Below are 16,900 nucleotides of genomic sequence, written 5' to 3'. Positions count from 1 at the left end.
CCCGTCAGTCGTCCATCACGATGGCGACCTTGCCGTCCGCTCCCGCATCCGCCGTGGCGTACGCCTTGCCGGCTTCGGCCAACGGGAACCGGGCCGTCACGATCCGCTCCGGGTGCAGGTCCCACCGGACCAGATGCTCGAGCAGGTCCGCCATGTGCGGCACGGACGTGACCCACGAGCCGATCAGCCGCCGCTGCGGGTGGATGAGGTCGGCGCTGACGTCCAGGTCGAGCCGGCCGCCCTCACCCACCAGGACGACCCGGCCGTTCTCCCGGCTCGCGCGCAGAGCGATCGCGCGGGCCGCCGCCGAACCGGAGCAGTCCACTGCCACCTCGCATCCCCGGCCGCCGGTGACCTCGCGGACCCGGTCGGCGACGGCCTGCCCGCCCGCGTCGCACAGGATCGCGTCGTCGACGGCCTGCTCGCCGCCGGCGGCCAGGATCGCGTCGTCGACGGCATCGAGGGACCGAGCGAGGTCGACCCGCGCGGCGCCGATGTCCATGCCGATCACCTGGTGGGCGCCCATCGCCTTGGCGAGCAGTCCCGCGGCCAGCCCGACCGGGCCGAGACCGGTGATCAGCACGCTGTCCCACCCGGACACCCCGGCGCGCAGGATCGCCTCGTACGCCGTGCCGAAGCCGCACGCCACGCAGGCCCCGTCGAGGTAGGACAGCCCGTCGGGCAGCGGCAGGCAGGACTGCTCCTCGGCGAGCAGGAAGTCGGCGTGGCCGCCGTCGCGCTGGTAGCCGTAGGCCAGCTTGTCCGGGAAGCCGGCCGAGCAGGTGATGTAGGAGCCGGCCCGGCATTCGCGGCAGTGCCCGCACCCCACGATGTGGTAGACCACGACGCGGTCACCGACCCGGAACCGGCTGCCGGGCCCCGTCTCCACGACCTCACCGCACGGCTCGTGCCCGGCGATCACGTCGTCGTAGGGCTCCGGCCCGACGTGCCCCCGGTAGATGGCCCGCAGGTCGCTGCCGCAGATGGTCGAGGCACGCATCCGCAGCAGCACCTGACCCCGCTGCGGCCGGGGAACCGGGACCTCACGCAGGTCGACCGTCCGGTCGCCGGGCAGCCACGCCCCGGTCATCGTGCCGGGGAACCGCGCCTCGGTCATGACGGACCTCCCCTCGGCGCCCGGTCAGGCGGAGAGCCGCTGCTCGGTCTCGGCCGAGAAGACGTGCTCCGAGCCGGACCGGATCCTGAGCCAGAGGGTCTGGCCCTTCTTCGGGGTCTGCTCCGGGTCGACGCGGGCGATCACCTGCTCGGAGGTGAGGCCGGCCTGGGCCTGATCCCCGTCGTGGGCCAGTTCCCCGTACACGAAGGCATCGGAGCCGAGCTCCTCGACCAGGCGCACGCGCATCGGGAACGCCCCCGGCGCGTTCTCGGTGGCGACCTGCAGACTCTCCGGCCGGAACCCGAGGATGACCTTGCCATCCGACGGCAGCTCCTTGAGCGCCTCGGGGCTTAGCGGCACGACGGTGTCGCCGACCCTGGCTCCGCCGTCGACGATCGGGAAGGTGCCCATGTTCATCGCCGGCGAGCCGATGAAGCCGGCGACGAACGAGTTCACCGGCCTCTGGTACAGGTTCATCGGGGTATCGACCTGCTGCAGCACGCCGTCCTTCATCACGGCCACCCGGTCGCCCATCGTCATGGCCTCGGTCTGGTCGTGGGTGACGTACAGCGTCGTGATGCCCAGACGGGCCTGCAGCGAGGCGATCTGCGTACGGGTCGACACGCGCAGTTTCGCGTCGAGGTTGGAGAGCGGCTCGTCCATGAGGAACACCTGCGGCTGCCGGACGATGGCGCGGCCCATCGCCACCCGCTGGCGCTGGCCGCCGGACAGCGCCTTCGGTTTGCGTTCCAGGAACGGCTCCAGGTCGAGGATCTTGGCGACCTCACCGACCCGGCGGGTGATCTCGTCCTTGGGGACCTTCGCGATGTGCAGCGCGAAGCCCATGTTGTCGGCGACGCTCAGGTGCGGGTAGAGCGCGTAGTTCTGGAAGACCATCGCGATGTCGCGGTCCTTCGGCGGCACGTGGGTGACGTCCCGGTCGCCGATGTGGATGGATCCGGCGCTGACGTGCTCCAGGCCCGCCAGCATGCGCAGGGCGGTGGACTTCCCGCATCCCGACGGCCCGACGAGAACGAGGAACTCGCCATCACCGACCTCGAGGTCGAGCGAGTCGACCGCCAGCTTGTCGGCGCCCGGGTATCGCCGGGTCACCTTGTCGAACGTGATCGTCGCCATCAGGCATCACCCCTCGACCGAAGGTTCGAGGACAGTGTCCGGCGCTGTCGTGGCGCGTGGCAACCGGTTCCGGCCGGCCCGGCGACGGCGACTTCGCGGCTTCTGAAGGTGAGACGCACAACCATCCGCAATGGATGAGGCGCCGGACACCGTCGTGGTGCTACGTCCTTGGTGGCCGGTAGGACCCGCGAGGAGGACGTCATGGTTTCCGCTGTCACCCCCCAGGCCTTCGACGCGGTGCTGTTCGACCTCGACGGCGTGCTGACGAGTACCCGCACCCTGCACGCGACGGCCTGGAAACGCGCCTTCGACGCCTTCCTGCACACCTGGGACACCCGGCACGGCACCAGCACCGCGGTGTTCGACGAGAAGGCGGACTACGCCGCGTACGTGGACGGCAAACCCCGCCGGGACGGCGTACGGGACTTCCTCGCCGCACGCGGCATCGTCCTTCCCGAAGGCGCCCCCGACTCCGGCCCCGGCGAGGAGTCGGTGTGGGGCCTCAGCAACCGCAAACAGGCGCTGGTCGACGACGAGCTGAAACGGTCCGGGGTGGAGGCGTTCCCCGGCTCGGTCGCCTGGGTCCGCGAGCTGCGCGAGGCCGGGCTGCGGACCGCGGTGGTGTCGAGCAGCCGCAACTGCGCGGCGGTGCTGGCGTCCGCCGGGATCGCCAACCTCTTCGACACCCGGGTGGACGGCACATCGGCGCAGGAGTCGAAGATCCCCGGCAAGCCGGCGCCCGACATGTTCCTGGAGGCGGCCCGCCGGTTGGATGTCACGCCCGCGCGGGCCGTGGTGGTCGAGGACGCGCTGGCCGGCGTGCAGGCCGGCCGGGCCGGCGGGTTCGGCCTGGTCATCGGGGTGGACCGGGACGAACATGCGGCGGCGCTCGCCGGCCACGGCGCCGACCTGGTGGTCCGCGACCTGGGCGAGCTGCTCGCCGCCTCGAGCGAACAGGTGCACCGGACCGGGCCTCGCGACCACCGGCTGCTCGCGGCGGCGCGGCGGATCGTCGCGGCGACCGACGACTACCCGGCCGACCCGTGGCGGATGCTGGAACGCTCGTACAACCCCGAGGGCGTCGAGCAGACCGAGACGTTGTTCGCCGTGGGCAACGGCTTCCTCGGGATACGCGGCTCGTTCGAGGAGGGTGAACCGTCGTACCGGCCGGCCACGCTGCTCAACGGCTTCCACGAGACGTGGCCGATCGTCTATCCGGAAGCCGCGCACGGGTTCGCCACCACCGGCCAGACCATCCTGCCGGTGCCGGACGGCACCGCGATCCGGCTCTTCGTGGACGAGGAGCCGCTGACCTGCGCGCGGACCGAGGTCCGGGAGTTCGAGCGGGCCCTGGACATGCGGCGCGGCGTGCTGGACCGCACGGTGGTCTACCAGCTCGGCGACGGCCGGCGGTTCCGGGTGCGGACCAGCCGGTTCGTGTCCCTGGCCGAACGGCACCTGGCCTGCGTCCGCTACGAGCTGACCGCGCTCGACGCCCCCGGACGCCTGGTGCTCTCCTCGGAACTGGTCACCCGGTCCGGCACGACCGCGACCGCCGTCCTCGACCCGCGGCAGACCCGGGACCTGGCCGGCCAGGCCCTGCGCCCCGACGGAGAGCTGACCGAGGGCGCCCGGGTCATCCGCACGTACCGCACGGCGAACAGCGGGCTGGCGGTGGCCGCCGGGATGGACCACGAGTTCGATCCCGCGGACCTGACCTCCGTGCGCACCCGCGTCGACGCCGACCGGGCCCGGGTGCTCTTCGATGTGCACGCCCCGGCGGGGCGGACGGTCACCCTGACCAAATGGCTGGCCTATCACTACGGCGGCGAGGACGCCACCGAGCTCATCAGCCGGGCGTCGATGACGCTGTCCCGGGCCACCACGACCGGTCATGCCGGCGTGCTCGCCGAGCACGAAGACCACATCACCCGGTTCTGGCAGCGCAGCGAGGTGGTGTGGGAGGGCGGCCAGGCGGCCCAGCAGGCGGTGCGCTTCAACCTGTTCAGCATCCTGCAGGCCACGCTGCGCAGCGCCGGGCACGGGATGCCCGCGAAGGGGGTCACCGGCACCGGGTACGAGGGCCACTACTTCTGGGACACCGAGGCGTACGTCCTGCCGTTCCTGATCCACACCGCCCCGGAGGTGGCGCGTAGCCTGCTCATGCACGGGGTCCGGATGCTGCCGGACGCCCGTCGCCGGGCCGCCGAGGTGGGCTGCGCCGGCGCCCTGTTCCCGTGGCGCACGATCAGCGGCGAGGAGGCTTCCGCCTACTACGCGGCGGGCACCGCGCAGTACCACATCAACGCCGACATCGCGTACGCCCTCGACCAGTACGTCACCGTCACCGGCGACACCGACCTGCTCTTCCGGCACGGCGTGGAACTGCTGGTCGAGACCGCCCGGATGTGGGCGCACCTGGGCTTCTACTCCGAGCGGCGGGACGGCCGGTTCGTCATCCACAAGGTGACCGGCCCGGACGAGTACAGCACGGTCGTCGACAACAACCTGTTCACCAACCTGATGGCCGCCGAGAACCTGCGGCTCGCCGCGGACGCCGTGGACCGCGTGCGGGCGGAGTCGCCGGCGGATCATCGGCGGATGGCCGAGCGCACCGGCCTGCGCGACGAGGAACCGGCCGCGTGGCGCCGGGCCGCCGAGCTGATGTTCATCCCGTACGACGAGCAGGCGGGCGTGCACCTGCAGGACGACAGCTTCATGGATCAGGCCGGCTGGGACTTCGCCGGCACCCCGGCGGACCGCTACCCGCTCCTGCTGCACTATCACCCCCTGGTCATCTACCGGCATCGCGTCATCAAGCAGGCGGACGTCGTCTTCGCCACGGTGCTGCTGCCCGACCGGTTCAGCGCCGACGAGCGTCGCCGGATCTTCGCGCTCTACGACCCCCTCACCACCGGCGACTCCTCACTGTCCGAGTGCGTCCAGGCCATCGCCGCGGCCGACGTCGGCAAGTACCGCACCGCGGAGGAATACCTTGTGGACGCCGCGGCGGTCGACATGGCCGACACGGCCGGCAACCTGCGCGACGGCATCCACGTGGCCTCGGCGGGCGGCACCTGGATGGCCCTGGTGTACGGGTTCGCCGGCTACCGCTGGCGCGGACGCGTACCCCGCTTCGCGCCCATGCTGCCGCCCGGCGCCTGCGCTTCCCGCTGCGCATCCGCGGCACCGTCCTGGAGGTGGACATCACCGAGCACCGCGTGACGTACGCGGTGCTGGACGGCGACGCGCTGACCGCCGAGCACCACGGCCGTGAGTTCACCGTCCGGCCCGGAGCCCCGGCGACCTTCCCGGGCGACTACCGCACCCACGACGCCGCGCCGCCGGCGTGAGGCTCGGCGGACCTACTCGCTCACCGTGTGCTGCAGGCCGACCACGAACTCGAGCGCCAGCGGCAACGCGGTCCAGGTCCGCTGGCCGACCACGCCGTCCACCGGAAGGTTCGCCCAGCCCTGAAAGGCGCGTACCGAGGCGTCGGTGTTCGGCCCGAAACGCCCGTCGACCGCCTGTGGCGTCGTCTCCCACAGGCCGGAAGCGCCCAAGGTCAGGGCCTGCTGCAGGTTGCGGACGACGTCACCCTGCGAGCCTTGCCGCAGCGTCGGCATCGCGTTGCCGTCCGGAAGCGCCCGGTCGCCATCGAGCAGATCACGGCGGCGCTCGGCGCGGACGCCCCCTGACCACCGAACCCGCTCGGGGCGGGCTGGATCCCCGGGGCCGGCCGGTGGCGGCTACTGTGGCGGCATGACCACCGCGACACCCACCCATGCGTGCTGGTCATATGACGATCACGACGCCCTGGACGAGTACGCCAAGGAATTCCTGCGTGCCGGTCTCGCCGCCGGTGAACGGATCTGGTACGTGCCGGGTCCCCGGTCCCGGACGATCGCCGGTTGGCTGGATACCGCCGGCCCGAGATCCTCGCTGCCCGATCCGGTGCGGATCATCGCCCGGCAGGACGCGTACACGGCCGGGCAGGTGATCGATCCCGCCGAGCAGATCGCCGCGTACACGGCCGTGACGGAGGCCGCTCTCGCCGACGGTTTCACCGGGTTCCGGGTGGTCGCCGATGTCACGGCCCTGGTGCGTACCCCGGAGCAGCGCGACGCGTTCGCCCGGTACGAGTACGCCATCGGCAGGTACATGCGCCACGCTCCGATGCGTGCGCTGTGCACCTATGACCGGCGGATCCTCGGTGACCGGGCGGTCGACGAGCTGGCGTGCCTGCACGAGACCAGCCACGAGAGCGGTGTGACGTTCCAGCTGCACGCGGGGCCGACCACCGGCGAGACGGTCCTGGACGGCGAACTGGACCTGACCGGCGACGACCTTTTCGCCGATGCCCTGGCGCGCACCGACCTGGCACCGGCCGGTGGCGAGGTGACGGTGGACGCCCGCGGCCTGCGGTTCATCGACCACCGCGCCCTGCTCACCCTGCAGCGTTACGCGCGGGCACGGCGGATGACCGCCGTGGTCCGCACCGGCCTGAGCTCCGCGGGTCATCTCGCCGACCTGCTCGAGCTGCCGGACGTGCGCGTGGAGATGGTCGGATGAGGACGGGTGCCGCGAGCGGGCACACCGGCTACTACCACACGGCCGGGTGCTTCGGGTCGGATGAGGAGTTGCTCGCGCTGGCGGTGCCGTTCCTGGCCGACGGCGCCGCGAACGGCGAACCGAGCGTGGTGGTCCTCGACGAGCGCAACGCCCGGCTGGTGCGCGCCGCGCTGCCGAAGGACGCCGAGGTCACGTTCCTGCCCGGCGGGGCGGTGTACGAACGACCCGCGACGGCCATCCGGTCGTACCGGAAACTGCTTGCCGGCCACCTGGCCGGCGGCGCGTCGCAGATCCGCGTCTTCGGTGAGCTGAGCTCGGTCGCCCGAGACGTGACCTGGGACTGGTGGGCCCGCTACGAGTCCGCCATCAACCACGCCTACGACGATTTCCCGCTGTGGAGCATCTGCGCCTACGACACCCGCACCACCCCGCCCGCCGCGCTGGCCGACGTCATGCGCACCCACCCGCGCACGGCCCTGCCGGACGGGCGGCACGTCGCCAACGCCGGCTTCACCGACCCGCACCTCTACCTGAGCGAACAACGCCCGCCCATCCCGGACCCCCTGCAGAGCGGCCGGCCGATCGCCGACCTGGTCGGCCCGGCCCCGTCGGAGGCCCGCCAGGCGGTCCGCGCAGCCGACCGGGGCCACATCGGGCGCACGGAGTTGGACGACCTGGTCGTGGCGGTCAGCGAGGCGGTGGCCAACGCCCACCGGCACGGGTCGGGCCCGGTCCGGCTGCGGCTGTGGAGCGGCGCCGACCGCCTCATCGCGACGATCACCGATGCCGGCGAAGGGCCCAAGGACCCGTTCGCCGGGCTGCTGCCCGCCGGTGACGGCGCGAACGGCGGCCTCGGCCTGTGGATCGCCCACCAGTCCTGCAACCACGTCGCCCTGCACCGTCACGCCGACGGTTTCACGATCCGGCTCATCGCGGGCAACCCCCGCCACTGACCGCCGCGGTCCCGGCGGACCGGGCGGGAGCCGGCGGGCGGCCCGCCGCGGTGATCAGATCACGACGGCGGGGCCAGCATGATCCGCAGCGGGAAGTACAGCCGGACGGAGGTCCGGCCCGGCACGGAGGAGACGGTGACCACGTCGGCCAGCTGCCGGGCCAGCCACAGCCCCCGCCCACCCGCGAGAGCCGCCGACGGTTCCGGCCGGAGATAGCCGGCAGCCGCGGGAATGGGTTGCGTGCCGCTGTCGTCGCACTGCACGATCAGCGTGCCGTGGTGATGCCAGGCCCGGACCCGGACCGGCGTGCCACCGTGACGCAGCCCGTTGGTCGCCACCTCGACGACCGCCAGCACGAGATCCTCCCGCGCGTCGCCGGTGAATCGATGCCCGGCCGCCCACCCGCTCAGGGTCGACCGCAGGCCGCTGAGCGCGGCGACCTCGCCGACGGTGCCGTCGTGATCGACCTGTTCCGGCGCCGGCCGCATCGGCCTGTCCTGATGGCCGGCCAGGTACCGCCGCGGCGGCAGATAGGACGGCGAGGGGCTGCGGCCGGCAGCGGTGAGCTCGTACGGGTGGGTGGCGCGAACCCCGTCGATCACCGTTCGCGGGTGGTGTCGGCTGTCCCAGACGCAGGTGACCGCCGACCCGCCGAGCGCATACGTGTCGTTGCAGATCGCCTCGTAGGCCAGGTAGGCGGCGGCCCGATCAGCGCACAGACCGGCGTCCATGCCGCTGCTCAGATCCGGTTCGGCGATCACGTGCACCCGCCGCCCCGCCCGCTGCTCATCGGCCAGGTAGCGCCGGAAACCCTCGTAGGCGAACCCGAGGCGCTGGTAGAACGCACCCGGCTCACCCCAGCGCACCCGCGGAGGAAGATCGCCGGCCGCATCGGCCAGCACGTGCCGCGTCCGGTCCCCGACGACCACCAGGACCTCGTCGTAGATCGCCGCCGAGCGGCGCAGTTCCGGCCCCAGCGTGCGCAGGTCGCGGTCGGCGCCGACGACCAGCGCCGTGTGCGCGAACGGCGCCGCGCCGGGACCGGCCGTCTCCTCCACGCTCAGCACCCAGAGCTTCGTACCCCTGGCGCCCATCACCTACACCATCGCGCCACGACGGCCGCCCCGAGCACCAACCGCGGGGTGGCACGAACAGGAGAAACTCCCGCTGGTTTGGCCTAGGCTGATCAGCGTTGCTCCCTTTGCCGGGCCTGTGCCGCCGCCCGGCCGGACCGAGGCTCCCATGACGCTGATCCTGGTCACGTCGCTGTTCACGCTGATCTTCCTGTGGGTGTCGTGGCGGTATCTACGACGCCGTGATCCACTGCTGCGCGACGTGATGTGGATGTTCTCGTGCGTCGCGATGCTGTTCGTCATCGGGCTGATCCGTTGCTGGCCGGCACGCCCCCGCCCTCAGTCATGATCTTCGCGATCGGGTTGCTGCTGGCCAAGCCGTTGTTCACGCTGAGGCTGGTGAGCCGGCTGCGTCCGTTGCGCTCCTGGTGGTGGCCGGTGGCGATGGTCGCGTGGGCGCTGACCGCGGTGCCGGTGCTGATCACGGCCAGCCGCCCGGTGCCACGACCGGTGGTGTGGCCGGCGGTGGTGCTCTTCTTCGTCGTCGAAGCGCTCGCGGCCTGGCTGCTGGCTGCCCAGGCGCGGCGCCGTGGTGGCGCGGCCAGGGCGCGGCTGTGGTGCGCCGCCGCCGGCACCGGAGTGTTCGGCACCGCGTTGCTGATCTCGGTCACCGGCCGCGCGGTCGAGGCGCGGGTACTCGCCGTGGCGTCCGGCCTGCTGTACCTGATGGCATTCGTCCCACCCCGCTCGCTGCGCCGGATGTGGGCCCGGGGCGCCACCCACGCGGTGATCCGCCGCTTGCTGGCCGTGCCCCCGAACGCGTCCACCCGGACCTGGCAGAGCTACTGCCAGGACGCCACGGCAGTGCTCGGCGCCGACGCCGTCGTGCTCCTGATACCCGCGACCGGCCCGCACGTTCAGGTGATCAGCTGCGGCGGCCTGCAGCTCGAGCGGCTGGAGTGCACGGCGGCGGAGCTCACCGAACTGCTGGACGCCGCGCCCATGATCGACGCGCTGGCAGGATGGACCCATCCACCCGCGGCCGCGGTGACCCTCGCGCAAGCCACCGGCACCCGGTACGTGACCGTGGCGCCGGTGCCGACCTCGGACAGCCCGGGCGCGCTGGTGCTACTCAACCACTACCGCAGCCTGTTCACCGAGGACGACGTCGCCGCCTTCACCGAGCTGGCCAGTCACGCCGCGGCCCTGGCCGGCCGAGCCCGCACCCTCGCCGAACGCGAGAGCCTCGCTCTGATCGTGGACTCCTCCCACGACGCGATCGTCAGCACGACGCTCGACGGCACGATCACCAGCTGGAACCTCGGGGCCGTCGAACTCTACGGCCACCCGTCCGAGGAAGTCCTCGGCAGGCCCGCCTCCCTGCTGTTCCCGCCCGGACAGGAGAAGACCGAAGCACAGTTCATGGCCCGGATCGCCGCCGGCGAGCGCATCGACCAGCAGCGAGTGACCCGCCTGCGCAGGGACGGCACGGTGATCGCCGTATCGCTGACCCTGTCGCCGATCACCGATGCCGACGGCCGGATCGCCGGCGTCGCGTCGGTCACCCGCGACATCAGCGAACGCCAACGCGCCGACGCCATGTTCGAGGGCCTGCTGGAAGCCGCACCCGACGCGATCATCGGAGTGAACGAGGCCGGCAGCATCGTGCTGATCAACGCGCAGACCGAACGACTGTTCGGCTACCAGCGCGAGGAATTGCTCGGACAGCCCGTCGACCTGCTCGTTCCCGAACGGATGCGCGCCAGGCATCCCCAGCAGCGCGACGGCTACTTCGCCCACCCCCGCAACCGGCCGATGGGCGCCGGCGCCGCGCTGGCCGCCGTCCGCAAGGACGGCACCGAGTTCCCCGCCGAGATCAGCCTCTCGTTCGTCAACACCGACCGAGGCATGATCGTGACCACCGCCATCCGCGACGTCACCGACCGCCTCATCGCCCAGGCCGAACGCGAGCGCCTGATCGGCCAGGCCGAACGCGACGCCGGCGAACGCCGCCTGCAACACACCCGCCGGTTGGAGAGTCTCGGCCAACTGGCCGGCGGCGTCGCCCACGACTTCAACAACATCCTCGCCGTCATCAGCAACTACGCCGAGATGATCGCCGAAACCCTTGACACCCCGGCTCCCGACCCCCGCGACCTCGCCGATGCCCGCAACGACATCGGCCAGATCAGCCGGGCCGCGGAGCGCGCCGCCCGCCTGACCAAACAGCTGCTCGCCTTCGGCCGCCGCGACATCACCCAAGCCGAGATCCTCAACCTCAACCACGTCATCGGCGACGTCGAACAGATGCTGCGGAGCACCCTCGGTGAGCACATCCACCTGATCACCACACCGCAACAGGACCTGTGGCCGGTCTACGCCGACGCCGGCCAGGTCGAGCAGATACTCGTCAATCTCGCCGTCAACGCCCGCGACGCGATGCCCGGCGGCGGCACGCTGTCCATCGACACCACCAATGCCGAGATCGGCGACGACGACCTCGCCGGCTCGGCCCTCGGGGCGGGCCGCTATGTGCGGGTCCGGGTCAGCGACACCGGCAGCGGCATGCCACCCGAGGTCATCGAGCGCGCCTTCGAGCCGTTCTACACCACCAAACCCAAGGGCGCCGGGACGGGCCTGGGGCTGGCCACCGTCTACGGCATCGCCACCGCCGCCGGCGGCGATGTACGCCTCTACTCCGAAGACGGCATCGGCACCACCGTCACCGTCATCCTGCCCGCCGTTGACGCGCCGTCCCCGCAGACGAGCACCCACACCGGCCCGGCCACGACCGCCACCATCGACGAACCGGGGCACGAAACCATCCTGATGGTCGAGGACGAGGACGACCTGCGAGTCATCACCAGCCGCATCCTGACCCGCGCCGGCTACCGGGTCCTGGCCGCCAGCGGGGGCGACCAGGCCCTCCACCTCGCCCAGACCCATCCCGCGCCGATCGACCTGCTCCTCACCGATGTCATCATGCCCAAGATGACCGGGAACGAGGTCGCCGCCCGGGTCCGCGCCATCCGACCCGACATCCCCGTGCTCTACATGTCCGGATACGCCGAACCCGTCCTGACCGAGAACGGCACCCTGCCCGACGGCGTCACCATCGTCGAGAAGCCCTTCACCAGCCAGGAACTACTCGGCCGCATCCGTAGCTTCCTTCACCCCTCCCTCGGCGCACCCGCTGTCTCACCACCGAGGCAGCACCCCCCACACTGACGGCGCGCCGGTTCCGTGAGCGTCAGCCGTCGACGGTCACGACCGGGGTGTTCTCGGCGATCGCCCACTGCAGGGCCTTCCACAGGCCGGCCTCGGGCAGCGGCCGGCGGCGGGTGACGGTCAGCGCCACGGTCACCGTCGCGGCCATGAAGGAGCCGCGGTCCTCGGCCGCGGTGAAGTCGGCGACCAGCCGATAGGCGAAGCTCACCGCGTCCTCGTGGGCCAGCGCCGGCAGCAGGAGCAGGAAGTCGTTCTCACCCACCTTGGTCGCGCGGTCGGCCGGGCGCAGCCGGGCCACGAGCATCTCGACGGCGGCCTGCTGCTGCCGGACGGCGGTCCGCCCGAGCGGGCCCTCGGAGGCGCCCGAGCCGAAGGTGATCCGGACCGCGAGGACCGCCACCGGCAGCACGCCGGACGCGGTGACGCCGTCCGCCCCCGCCCACCGTCGCACTCCCGGCCGGCCGGTCAGGTCGGTGTCACCGGCCACGGCCGGTCGCGTAGCCGCCCCGGGGCGCTGCCCGCCGTCCCGCAGCCGGGTGTGGTCGTGCTCCGCCCGTACGGTGAAAAGGCGCATCATGGCGTCGGCGCGGCTCTCACCCGGAGTGGCCGGGAGATCGCGCACCCGGTCGACGACGACGTTCACGGCGGAGAGCGCGGCCGGGGTCAGGCGGTCCAACAGTTGAGTTCGCAGCCGGAGCACCTCGTGCAGCGCCTCGTCGCGGCGCAGCAGGTAGCGGCCCTCGAAGACGCGGCCGCTCTCCAGCGTCGTCGCGCCGGCCTGGAACTCCTCCAGGTCACGGGCCACCAGGACGGCCCCGAACCGGGGCGTCAGCACCACGACGGACCACTCCCGGGCCAGGTCCTCCTTCTCGTCGAGCAGCACCGGATGTACGCCGACCGGCAGGTCCGGGGCATGCTCGGCGACCATCCCGACCACGGTCGCCGCCGCCCGGCCCGCGATGCGCTCGTAGACCCGGCGCTCCCGCTCGAAGTACGGCAGCCGCTGGAACAGCGCGAAGACCACCATGGGCCCGTCGTCGGCCGCCGCGAGCGCCGCCTGCTCCAGCGCGTGCGAGACGGTCACGAGTGTTCTCTTGGTCAGCCGCTGCACGGCCGTGGGATCGGGCACGACGGAAGCCTAGGGATCTCCGCGGGGAATCGCATCCGCTGATCACCCTCGTTCGATCATCGGACGCAGGCCCGATTCGTAGGCGATGACGACGAGGTGGGCCCGATCGCGGGCGTGCAGCTTGGTCATGGCCCGGTTGATGTGGGTCTTGGCCGTCACGGGGCTGATCCTCAGGTGGGTGGCGATCTCGTGGTTCGAGAGGCCCTGAGCGACGAGGACGACGGATTCGCGTTCGCGGGGTGTCAGGACGTCGAGGGAGCGGGTGGCGGCCGGGGACGGGGGTGTGCGGCTGACGTACCGGTCGATCAGCATGCGGGTGATGCTCGGCGCCAGCAGCGCGTCGCCGCGGGCGGCCACCCGGACGGCGTGCAGGAAGTCCTCCGGCAGGATGTCCTTGACGAGGAAGCCCGCGGCGCCGGACCGCAACGCCTCGAAGACGTAGGTGTCGAGTCCGTAGTTGGTCAGGATGACCACGTGCACGGCGGACAGTTGCGGATCGGCCGCGATGCGCCGGGTCGCCTCGATGCCGTCGACGAAGGGCATCTGGATGTCGACGAGCGCGATGTCGGGCAGGTGTTGCCGGGCCAGGGTCACGGCTTGCGCGCCGTCGCCGGCCTCGGCCACCACCGCGATGTCGTCCTCGGCGTCGAGCAGCGCCCGGAAGCCGCTACGGATCAGCGGCTGGTCGTCGGCGAGCAGTACCCGGATCACGACCGGGCCTTCATGGGAAGCTCGGCACGGACCCGGAAGCCGCCGTCGTCGCGGGGCCGGGCGTCCAGCCGGCCGCCGAGGGCGGTGACGCGCTCGCGCATGCCGAGCAGGCCGGTGCCGGGCTCGATCGTGATCCCCGGGGTCGCCCGGCCGTCGTCGTCGATCTGGACCACCAGCGCGCCGGGGCGGTATTCGACCCGGATCGAGGCGCTGTCCGCGGCCGCATGCCGGGCGATGTTCGTCAACGACTCCTGGACGATCCGGTAGGCGGTGCGGTCCACGGCTTCGGGCACGTCGGTGCTGGGCCCGTCGACGGTGAGCGTGGCGCTGAGGCCGGTGGACTGCGCGCGCCGGACCAGGCCGGGTAACTGTCCGAGCCCGTGTGCCCGGGTGTCGTCCGCGCCACGGAGGGTCCCGAGGGTCTCCCGGAGCTCACGAGCCGCTTCCCGGCCCGCGTCGCGGATGACCAGCAGCGCCTCGGGCACCGGCTCGCCCCGCTTGTGTGCCAGGTGCACCGCGGCCTCGGCCTGCACCTTGATCACGGAGATCTGGTGGGTGAGCGTGTCGTGCAACTCGCGGGCGATGTGCAGCCGCTCCTCGCCGGCGCGGCGCAACGCGCTCTGCTCGCGGGTCTGCTCGGCCTGCGTGGCGCGGCGTTCGGCCTGGCGCAGAGCCTCGCCCGCGGCCCCGGCCGCGATCAGCCAGGCCAGCTCGAGAACATTCCTGGACCGGGTGAACGCCTCCCCGGCCGGCATACCCGTCCCCATCGCGGCCAGCGGCAACAGCACGAGCATGACCACGCTCGTCACCACGGTGAAGCGTCGATGCCCGGCCCGGACGGCGCCGTACACCGCGATCAGGTACGCCAGAGCGAACACGTCGTAGCCGGCCGCCTGGTAGCCGACGGCACACCCGCCGGTCACGACCAGGACCGTGGCCGGCGCCCGCCGCGCGACGGCCAGGACCAGCCCGCCGGCGGCCAGCAGCACGAGCCCGAGCGGCGCCGGCGCGGCGGGGGCCCGGTCTCCGGTCAGCCCGGTGATCACCAGGATGGCGGCGACGGCGACGGCGATCAGGGCGTCCCGCACCTCGACCCGCACGCGTGTCATGGGGGCACCCTAGCCCGGCCGGGGGTGCCGGCGACTCCTGCCGGCGCAGCAGACGCGGCTACCGCGTACGCGGCAGGACGGGTTCGCCGCCCGCGTTCGCGGCAGCGGGAACGACCGCGTCGGCACGATGTCAGGACCGGGTCGCCGGCGCGACGATCAGGCGCATCCCATCCGAGCAAGGAGGACCCATGTTCGATCTGTTCCTCGCCGGGCCCACCGTCGACGCGTACACCCTGACCGGCGACCGGGTCGTGGCGACCACCGCGGCCGTCGTGGCGCTGGCGAGCGTGGTCTGCGGTGTCGTCGCGCTGGTGCGTACCCGCCGCCGGCCGGCGGTCGTCGCCCTGGTGGCCGGATCCCTCGGCCTGATCGCAGGCCTGTTCGTGATCGTCACCGCGGACGGTGGCCCGGGCACCGGCAACGGCATCGTCGGCGGGTTCGCGGCCGTTCCCCTCGGCCTTGCCGCAGTGGTCCTGGGATCGCTGGCTCTTCGTAACTTCCGGAAACTTGCCCGTACTCGTGGAGGCGTCCTTCTTGACCAGTCCCCTGGTCACGCATAGATTGCGGTCGTTGCTTCCGGAAACCCACCGAAACTTCCGGACGATACCCGCAAGGAGCTCCCATGAGTCGTCCCCGACTTCTCGCCTCCGTGGCCGGCGTCCTGGCGCTGCTGGCCGGACAGCTCGCGTTCGCCGGTTCCGCCACCGCCGTCCCCGGCCCGGGCACCGGACACCGGGCAGCCGGCCACGCCTACCCCGCCGACTCGCTGCGGGCGCTCGCCGCGCGCACCGGGCTGCGCATCGGCACCGCCATCAACGCCGACGAGCTCGGCGTCAACGCGAAGTACACGCAGATCGCCGCCGAGCAGTTCTCCAGCGTCACCGCGGAGAACGTGATGAAGTGGGCCGAGGTGGAGGCCGTCCGCGGCACCTACACCTGGCAGAAGGCCGACCAGCTCGTCGCGTTCGCCAAGAAGAACCGGCAGCTGGTCCGCGGCCACACGCTGCTGTGGCACAACCAGCTGCCCGCCTGGCTGTCCAGCGACGGCTACACCACCACGTTGTCCGACGCCGAGGTGAAGGCGGCCCTGAAGAAGCACATCTTCGCGCAGATGCGCCACTTCAAGGGCGACATCTGGCAGTGGGACGTGGTGAACGAGGCGTTCGACGACAACGGCGAGCCGCGCCAGACGATCTGGTACAAGGCGTGGGGCGGCACCGGCTACATCGCCGACGCGTTCCGCTGGGCGCACCAGGCCGATCCGAAGGCGCTGCTGTTCTACAACGACTACAACCTCGAGTTCACCGGGCCGAAGAGCAATGCCGTGTACGAGATGGTCAAGACGCTCAAGGCGCAGCGGGTGCCGATCCACGGCGTCGGCTTCCAGGGGCATCTGTCCACCCAGTACGGCTACCCGGACCTGCCGAACAACCTGGAGCGGTTCGCGGCGCTCGGCCAGAAGGTCGCGCTCACCGAGGTCGACGTGCGCACCTTCACCAAGCCCGAGGCGGTCAACGAGCCGGTCAACCCGCTGGCCCCGTACGCCCAGGAGAGCTACTGGTCGCGGACGCTGAAGGCCTGCCTCGCCGTACCGGCCTGCATCTCCTTCACGCCGTGGGGCTTCGGCGACGCCTACTCGTGGGTGCCGGGCTGGTTCGACGACCCGCAGGAGGGCGCCGCCCTGATCTACGACGAGCAGCTCAACCCGAAGGGCCAGTACGAGGTGCTGCAGCAGGATCTCGCACTGGCCGCCGGCGCCCCGCGTCGCTGAGCACCCGCGCAGCCCCTCCACCACGCCGGTGGTAGGGGCTGCGCCGGACGGCGGTGGTCGTCTACTGTCTCCGTCTCGTGAGCCGAAACATCACCTCGTC

The 16,900-nt window shown here is 71.9% G+C and carries 15 protein-coding genes; 8 read left to right on the top strand and 7 right to left on the bottom strand.

The window, feature by feature from the left end; genetic code table 11:
* Positions 1–4: 4 nt before the first annotated feature.
* Both AB0G10_RS16905 and ugpC read right to left on the bottom strand, forming a co-directional pair.
* On the bottom strand, positions 5–1,117 hold the full coding sequence (locus tag AB0G10_RS16905; RefSeq protein WP_360921696.1) for a zinc-binding dehydrogenase: 1,113 nt from the start codon (positions 1,115–1,117) through the stop codon (positions 5–7).
* A gap of 24 nt (positions 1,118–1,141) precedes the next feature.
* Positions 1,142–2,254 carry a sn-glycerol-3-phosphate ABC transporter ATP-binding protein UgpC gene (gene ugpC / locus AB0G10_RS16900; protein ID WP_360921693.1) on the bottom strand — a complete coding sequence of 371 codons (1,113 nt, stop codon included), beginning with the start codon at positions 2,252–2,254 and terminating at the stop codon, positions 1,142–1,144.
* Positions 2,255–2,455: 201 nt separating this feature from the next.
* Here ugpC and AB0G10_RS16895 point away from each other — a divergent pair, with 201 nt between their 5' ends.
* Together AB0G10_RS16895 and AB0G10_RS16890 are read left to right on the top strand one after the other, a co-directional pair.
* Entirely contained in the window at positions 2,456–5,479 is a 3,024-nt protein-coding gene (locus tag AB0G10_RS16895) for a beta-phosphoglucomutase family hydrolase (protein ID WP_360921688.1), read from the top strand.
* Entirely contained in the window at positions 5,455–5,607 is a 153-nt protein-coding gene (locus AB0G10_RS16890; RefSeq protein ID WP_360921685.1) for a glycosyl hydrolase family 65 protein, read from the top strand. The genes AB0G10_RS16895 and AB0G10_RS16890 overlap by 25 nt, the downstream gene beginning before the upstream one ends.
* Before the next feature lie 12 nt (positions 5,608–5,619).
* Here the strand turns inward: AB0G10_RS16890 and AB0G10_RS16885 are convergent, their stop codons facing one another.
* Positions 5,620–5,880: a peptidoglycan-binding domain-containing protein gene (locus AB0G10_RS16885; RefSeq protein ID WP_360921682.1), complete on the bottom strand. Its 261-nt coding sequence runs from the start codon at positions 5,878–5,880 to the stop codon at positions 5,620–5,622.
* 136 nt (positions 5,881–6,016) lie between these two features.
* On the opposite strand from AB0G10_RS16885, the gene AB0G10_RS16880 reads away from it, so the two are divergent.
* On the top strand, positions 6,017–6,826 hold the full coding sequence (locus AB0G10_RS16880; RefSeq protein WP_360921679.1) for an MEDS domain-containing protein: 810 nt from the start codon (positions 6,017–6,019) through the stop codon (positions 6,824–6,826).
* The gene (locus AB0G10_RS16875) at positions 6,823–7,779 is read left to right on the top strand and encodes a sensor histidine kinase (protein ID WP_360921676.1); all 957 of its coding nucleotides are present in this window, start codon (positions 6,823–6,825) and stop codon (positions 7,777–7,779) included. The genes AB0G10_RS16880 and AB0G10_RS16875 overlap by 4 nt, the downstream gene beginning before the upstream one ends.
* Before the next feature lie 59 nt (positions 7,780–7,838).
* On the opposite strand, the gene AB0G10_RS16870 is transcribed toward AB0G10_RS16875, so the two are convergent.
* Positions 7,839–8,873 carry an ATP-binding protein gene (locus AB0G10_RS16870; RefSeq protein ID WP_360921673.1) on the bottom strand — a complete coding sequence of 345 codons (1,035 nt, stop codon included), beginning with the start codon at positions 8,871–8,873 and terminating at the stop codon, positions 7,839–7,841.
* A 148-nt stretch (positions 8,874–9,021) separates the two neighbouring features.
* On the opposite strand from AB0G10_RS16870, the gene AB0G10_RS16865 reads away from it, so the two are divergent.
* Together AB0G10_RS16865 and AB0G10_RS16860 are read left to right on the top strand one after the other, a co-directional pair.
* Entirely contained in the window at positions 9,022–9,201 is a 180-nt protein-coding gene (locus tag AB0G10_RS16865) for a hypothetical protein (RefSeq protein WP_360921670.1), read from the top strand.
* Entirely contained in the window at positions 9,198–12,080 is a 2,883-nt protein-coding gene (locus AB0G10_RS16860) for a PAS domain S-box protein (RefSeq protein ID WP_360921667.1), read from the top strand. The genes AB0G10_RS16865 and AB0G10_RS16860 overlap by 4 nt, the downstream gene beginning before the upstream one ends.
* Before the next feature lie 22 nt (positions 12,081–12,102).
* Here the strand turns inward: AB0G10_RS16860 and AB0G10_RS16855 are convergent, their stop codons facing one another.
* From AB0G10_RS16855 to AB0G10_RS16845, 3 genes are read right to left on the bottom strand one after another with little or no spacing between them, the layout of a single operon-like run.
* Positions 12,103–13,209 carry a DICT sensory domain-containing protein gene (locus tag AB0G10_RS16855; protein ID WP_360921664.1) on the bottom strand — a complete coding sequence of 369 codons (1,107 nt, stop codon included), beginning with the start codon at positions 13,207–13,209 and terminating at the stop codon, positions 12,103–12,105.
* 42 nt (positions 13,210–13,251) lie between these two features.
* Complete coding sequence (locus tag AB0G10_RS16850) at positions 13,252–13,920, bottom strand: response regulator transcription factor (protein WP_360921661.1); 669 nt, start codon at positions 13,918–13,920, stop codon at positions 13,252–13,254.
* Positions 13,917–15,029 (bottom strand): sensor histidine kinase, encoded by a 1,113-nt coding sequence (locus AB0G10_RS16845; RefSeq protein WP_360921658.1) that lies wholly within the window; start codon positions 15,027–15,029, stop codon positions 13,917–13,919. The genes AB0G10_RS16850 and AB0G10_RS16845 overlap by 4 nt, the downstream gene beginning before the upstream one ends.
* A 188-nt stretch (positions 15,030–15,217) precedes the next feature.
* On the opposite strand from AB0G10_RS16845, the gene AB0G10_RS16840 reads away from it, so the two are divergent.
* Both AB0G10_RS16840 and AB0G10_RS16835 read left to right on the top strand, forming a co-directional pair.
* Positions 15,218–15,589, top strand: a complete 372-nt coding sequence (locus AB0G10_RS16840) for a DUF6223 family protein (RefSeq protein WP_360921655.1) — start codon at positions 15,218–15,220, stop codon at positions 15,587–15,589.
* Positions 15,590–15,651: 62 nt separating this feature from the next.
* On the top strand, positions 15,652–16,800 hold the full coding sequence (locus tag AB0G10_RS16835; RefSeq protein WP_360921653.1) for an endo-1,4-beta-xylanase: 1,149 nt from the start codon (positions 15,652–15,654) through the stop codon (positions 16,798–16,800).
* The last annotated feature ends 100 nt before the right edge of the window (positions 16,801–16,900 follow it).

Origin of the sequence: Actinoplanes sp. NPDC023714 (genome assembly GCF_040639855.1) — a bacterium.
Taxonomy (GTDB): Bacteria; Actinomycetota; Actinomycetes; order Mycobacteriales; family Micromonosporaceae; genus Actinoplanes.
This window is presented reverse-complemented; position numbering and strand designations above follow the sequence as displayed.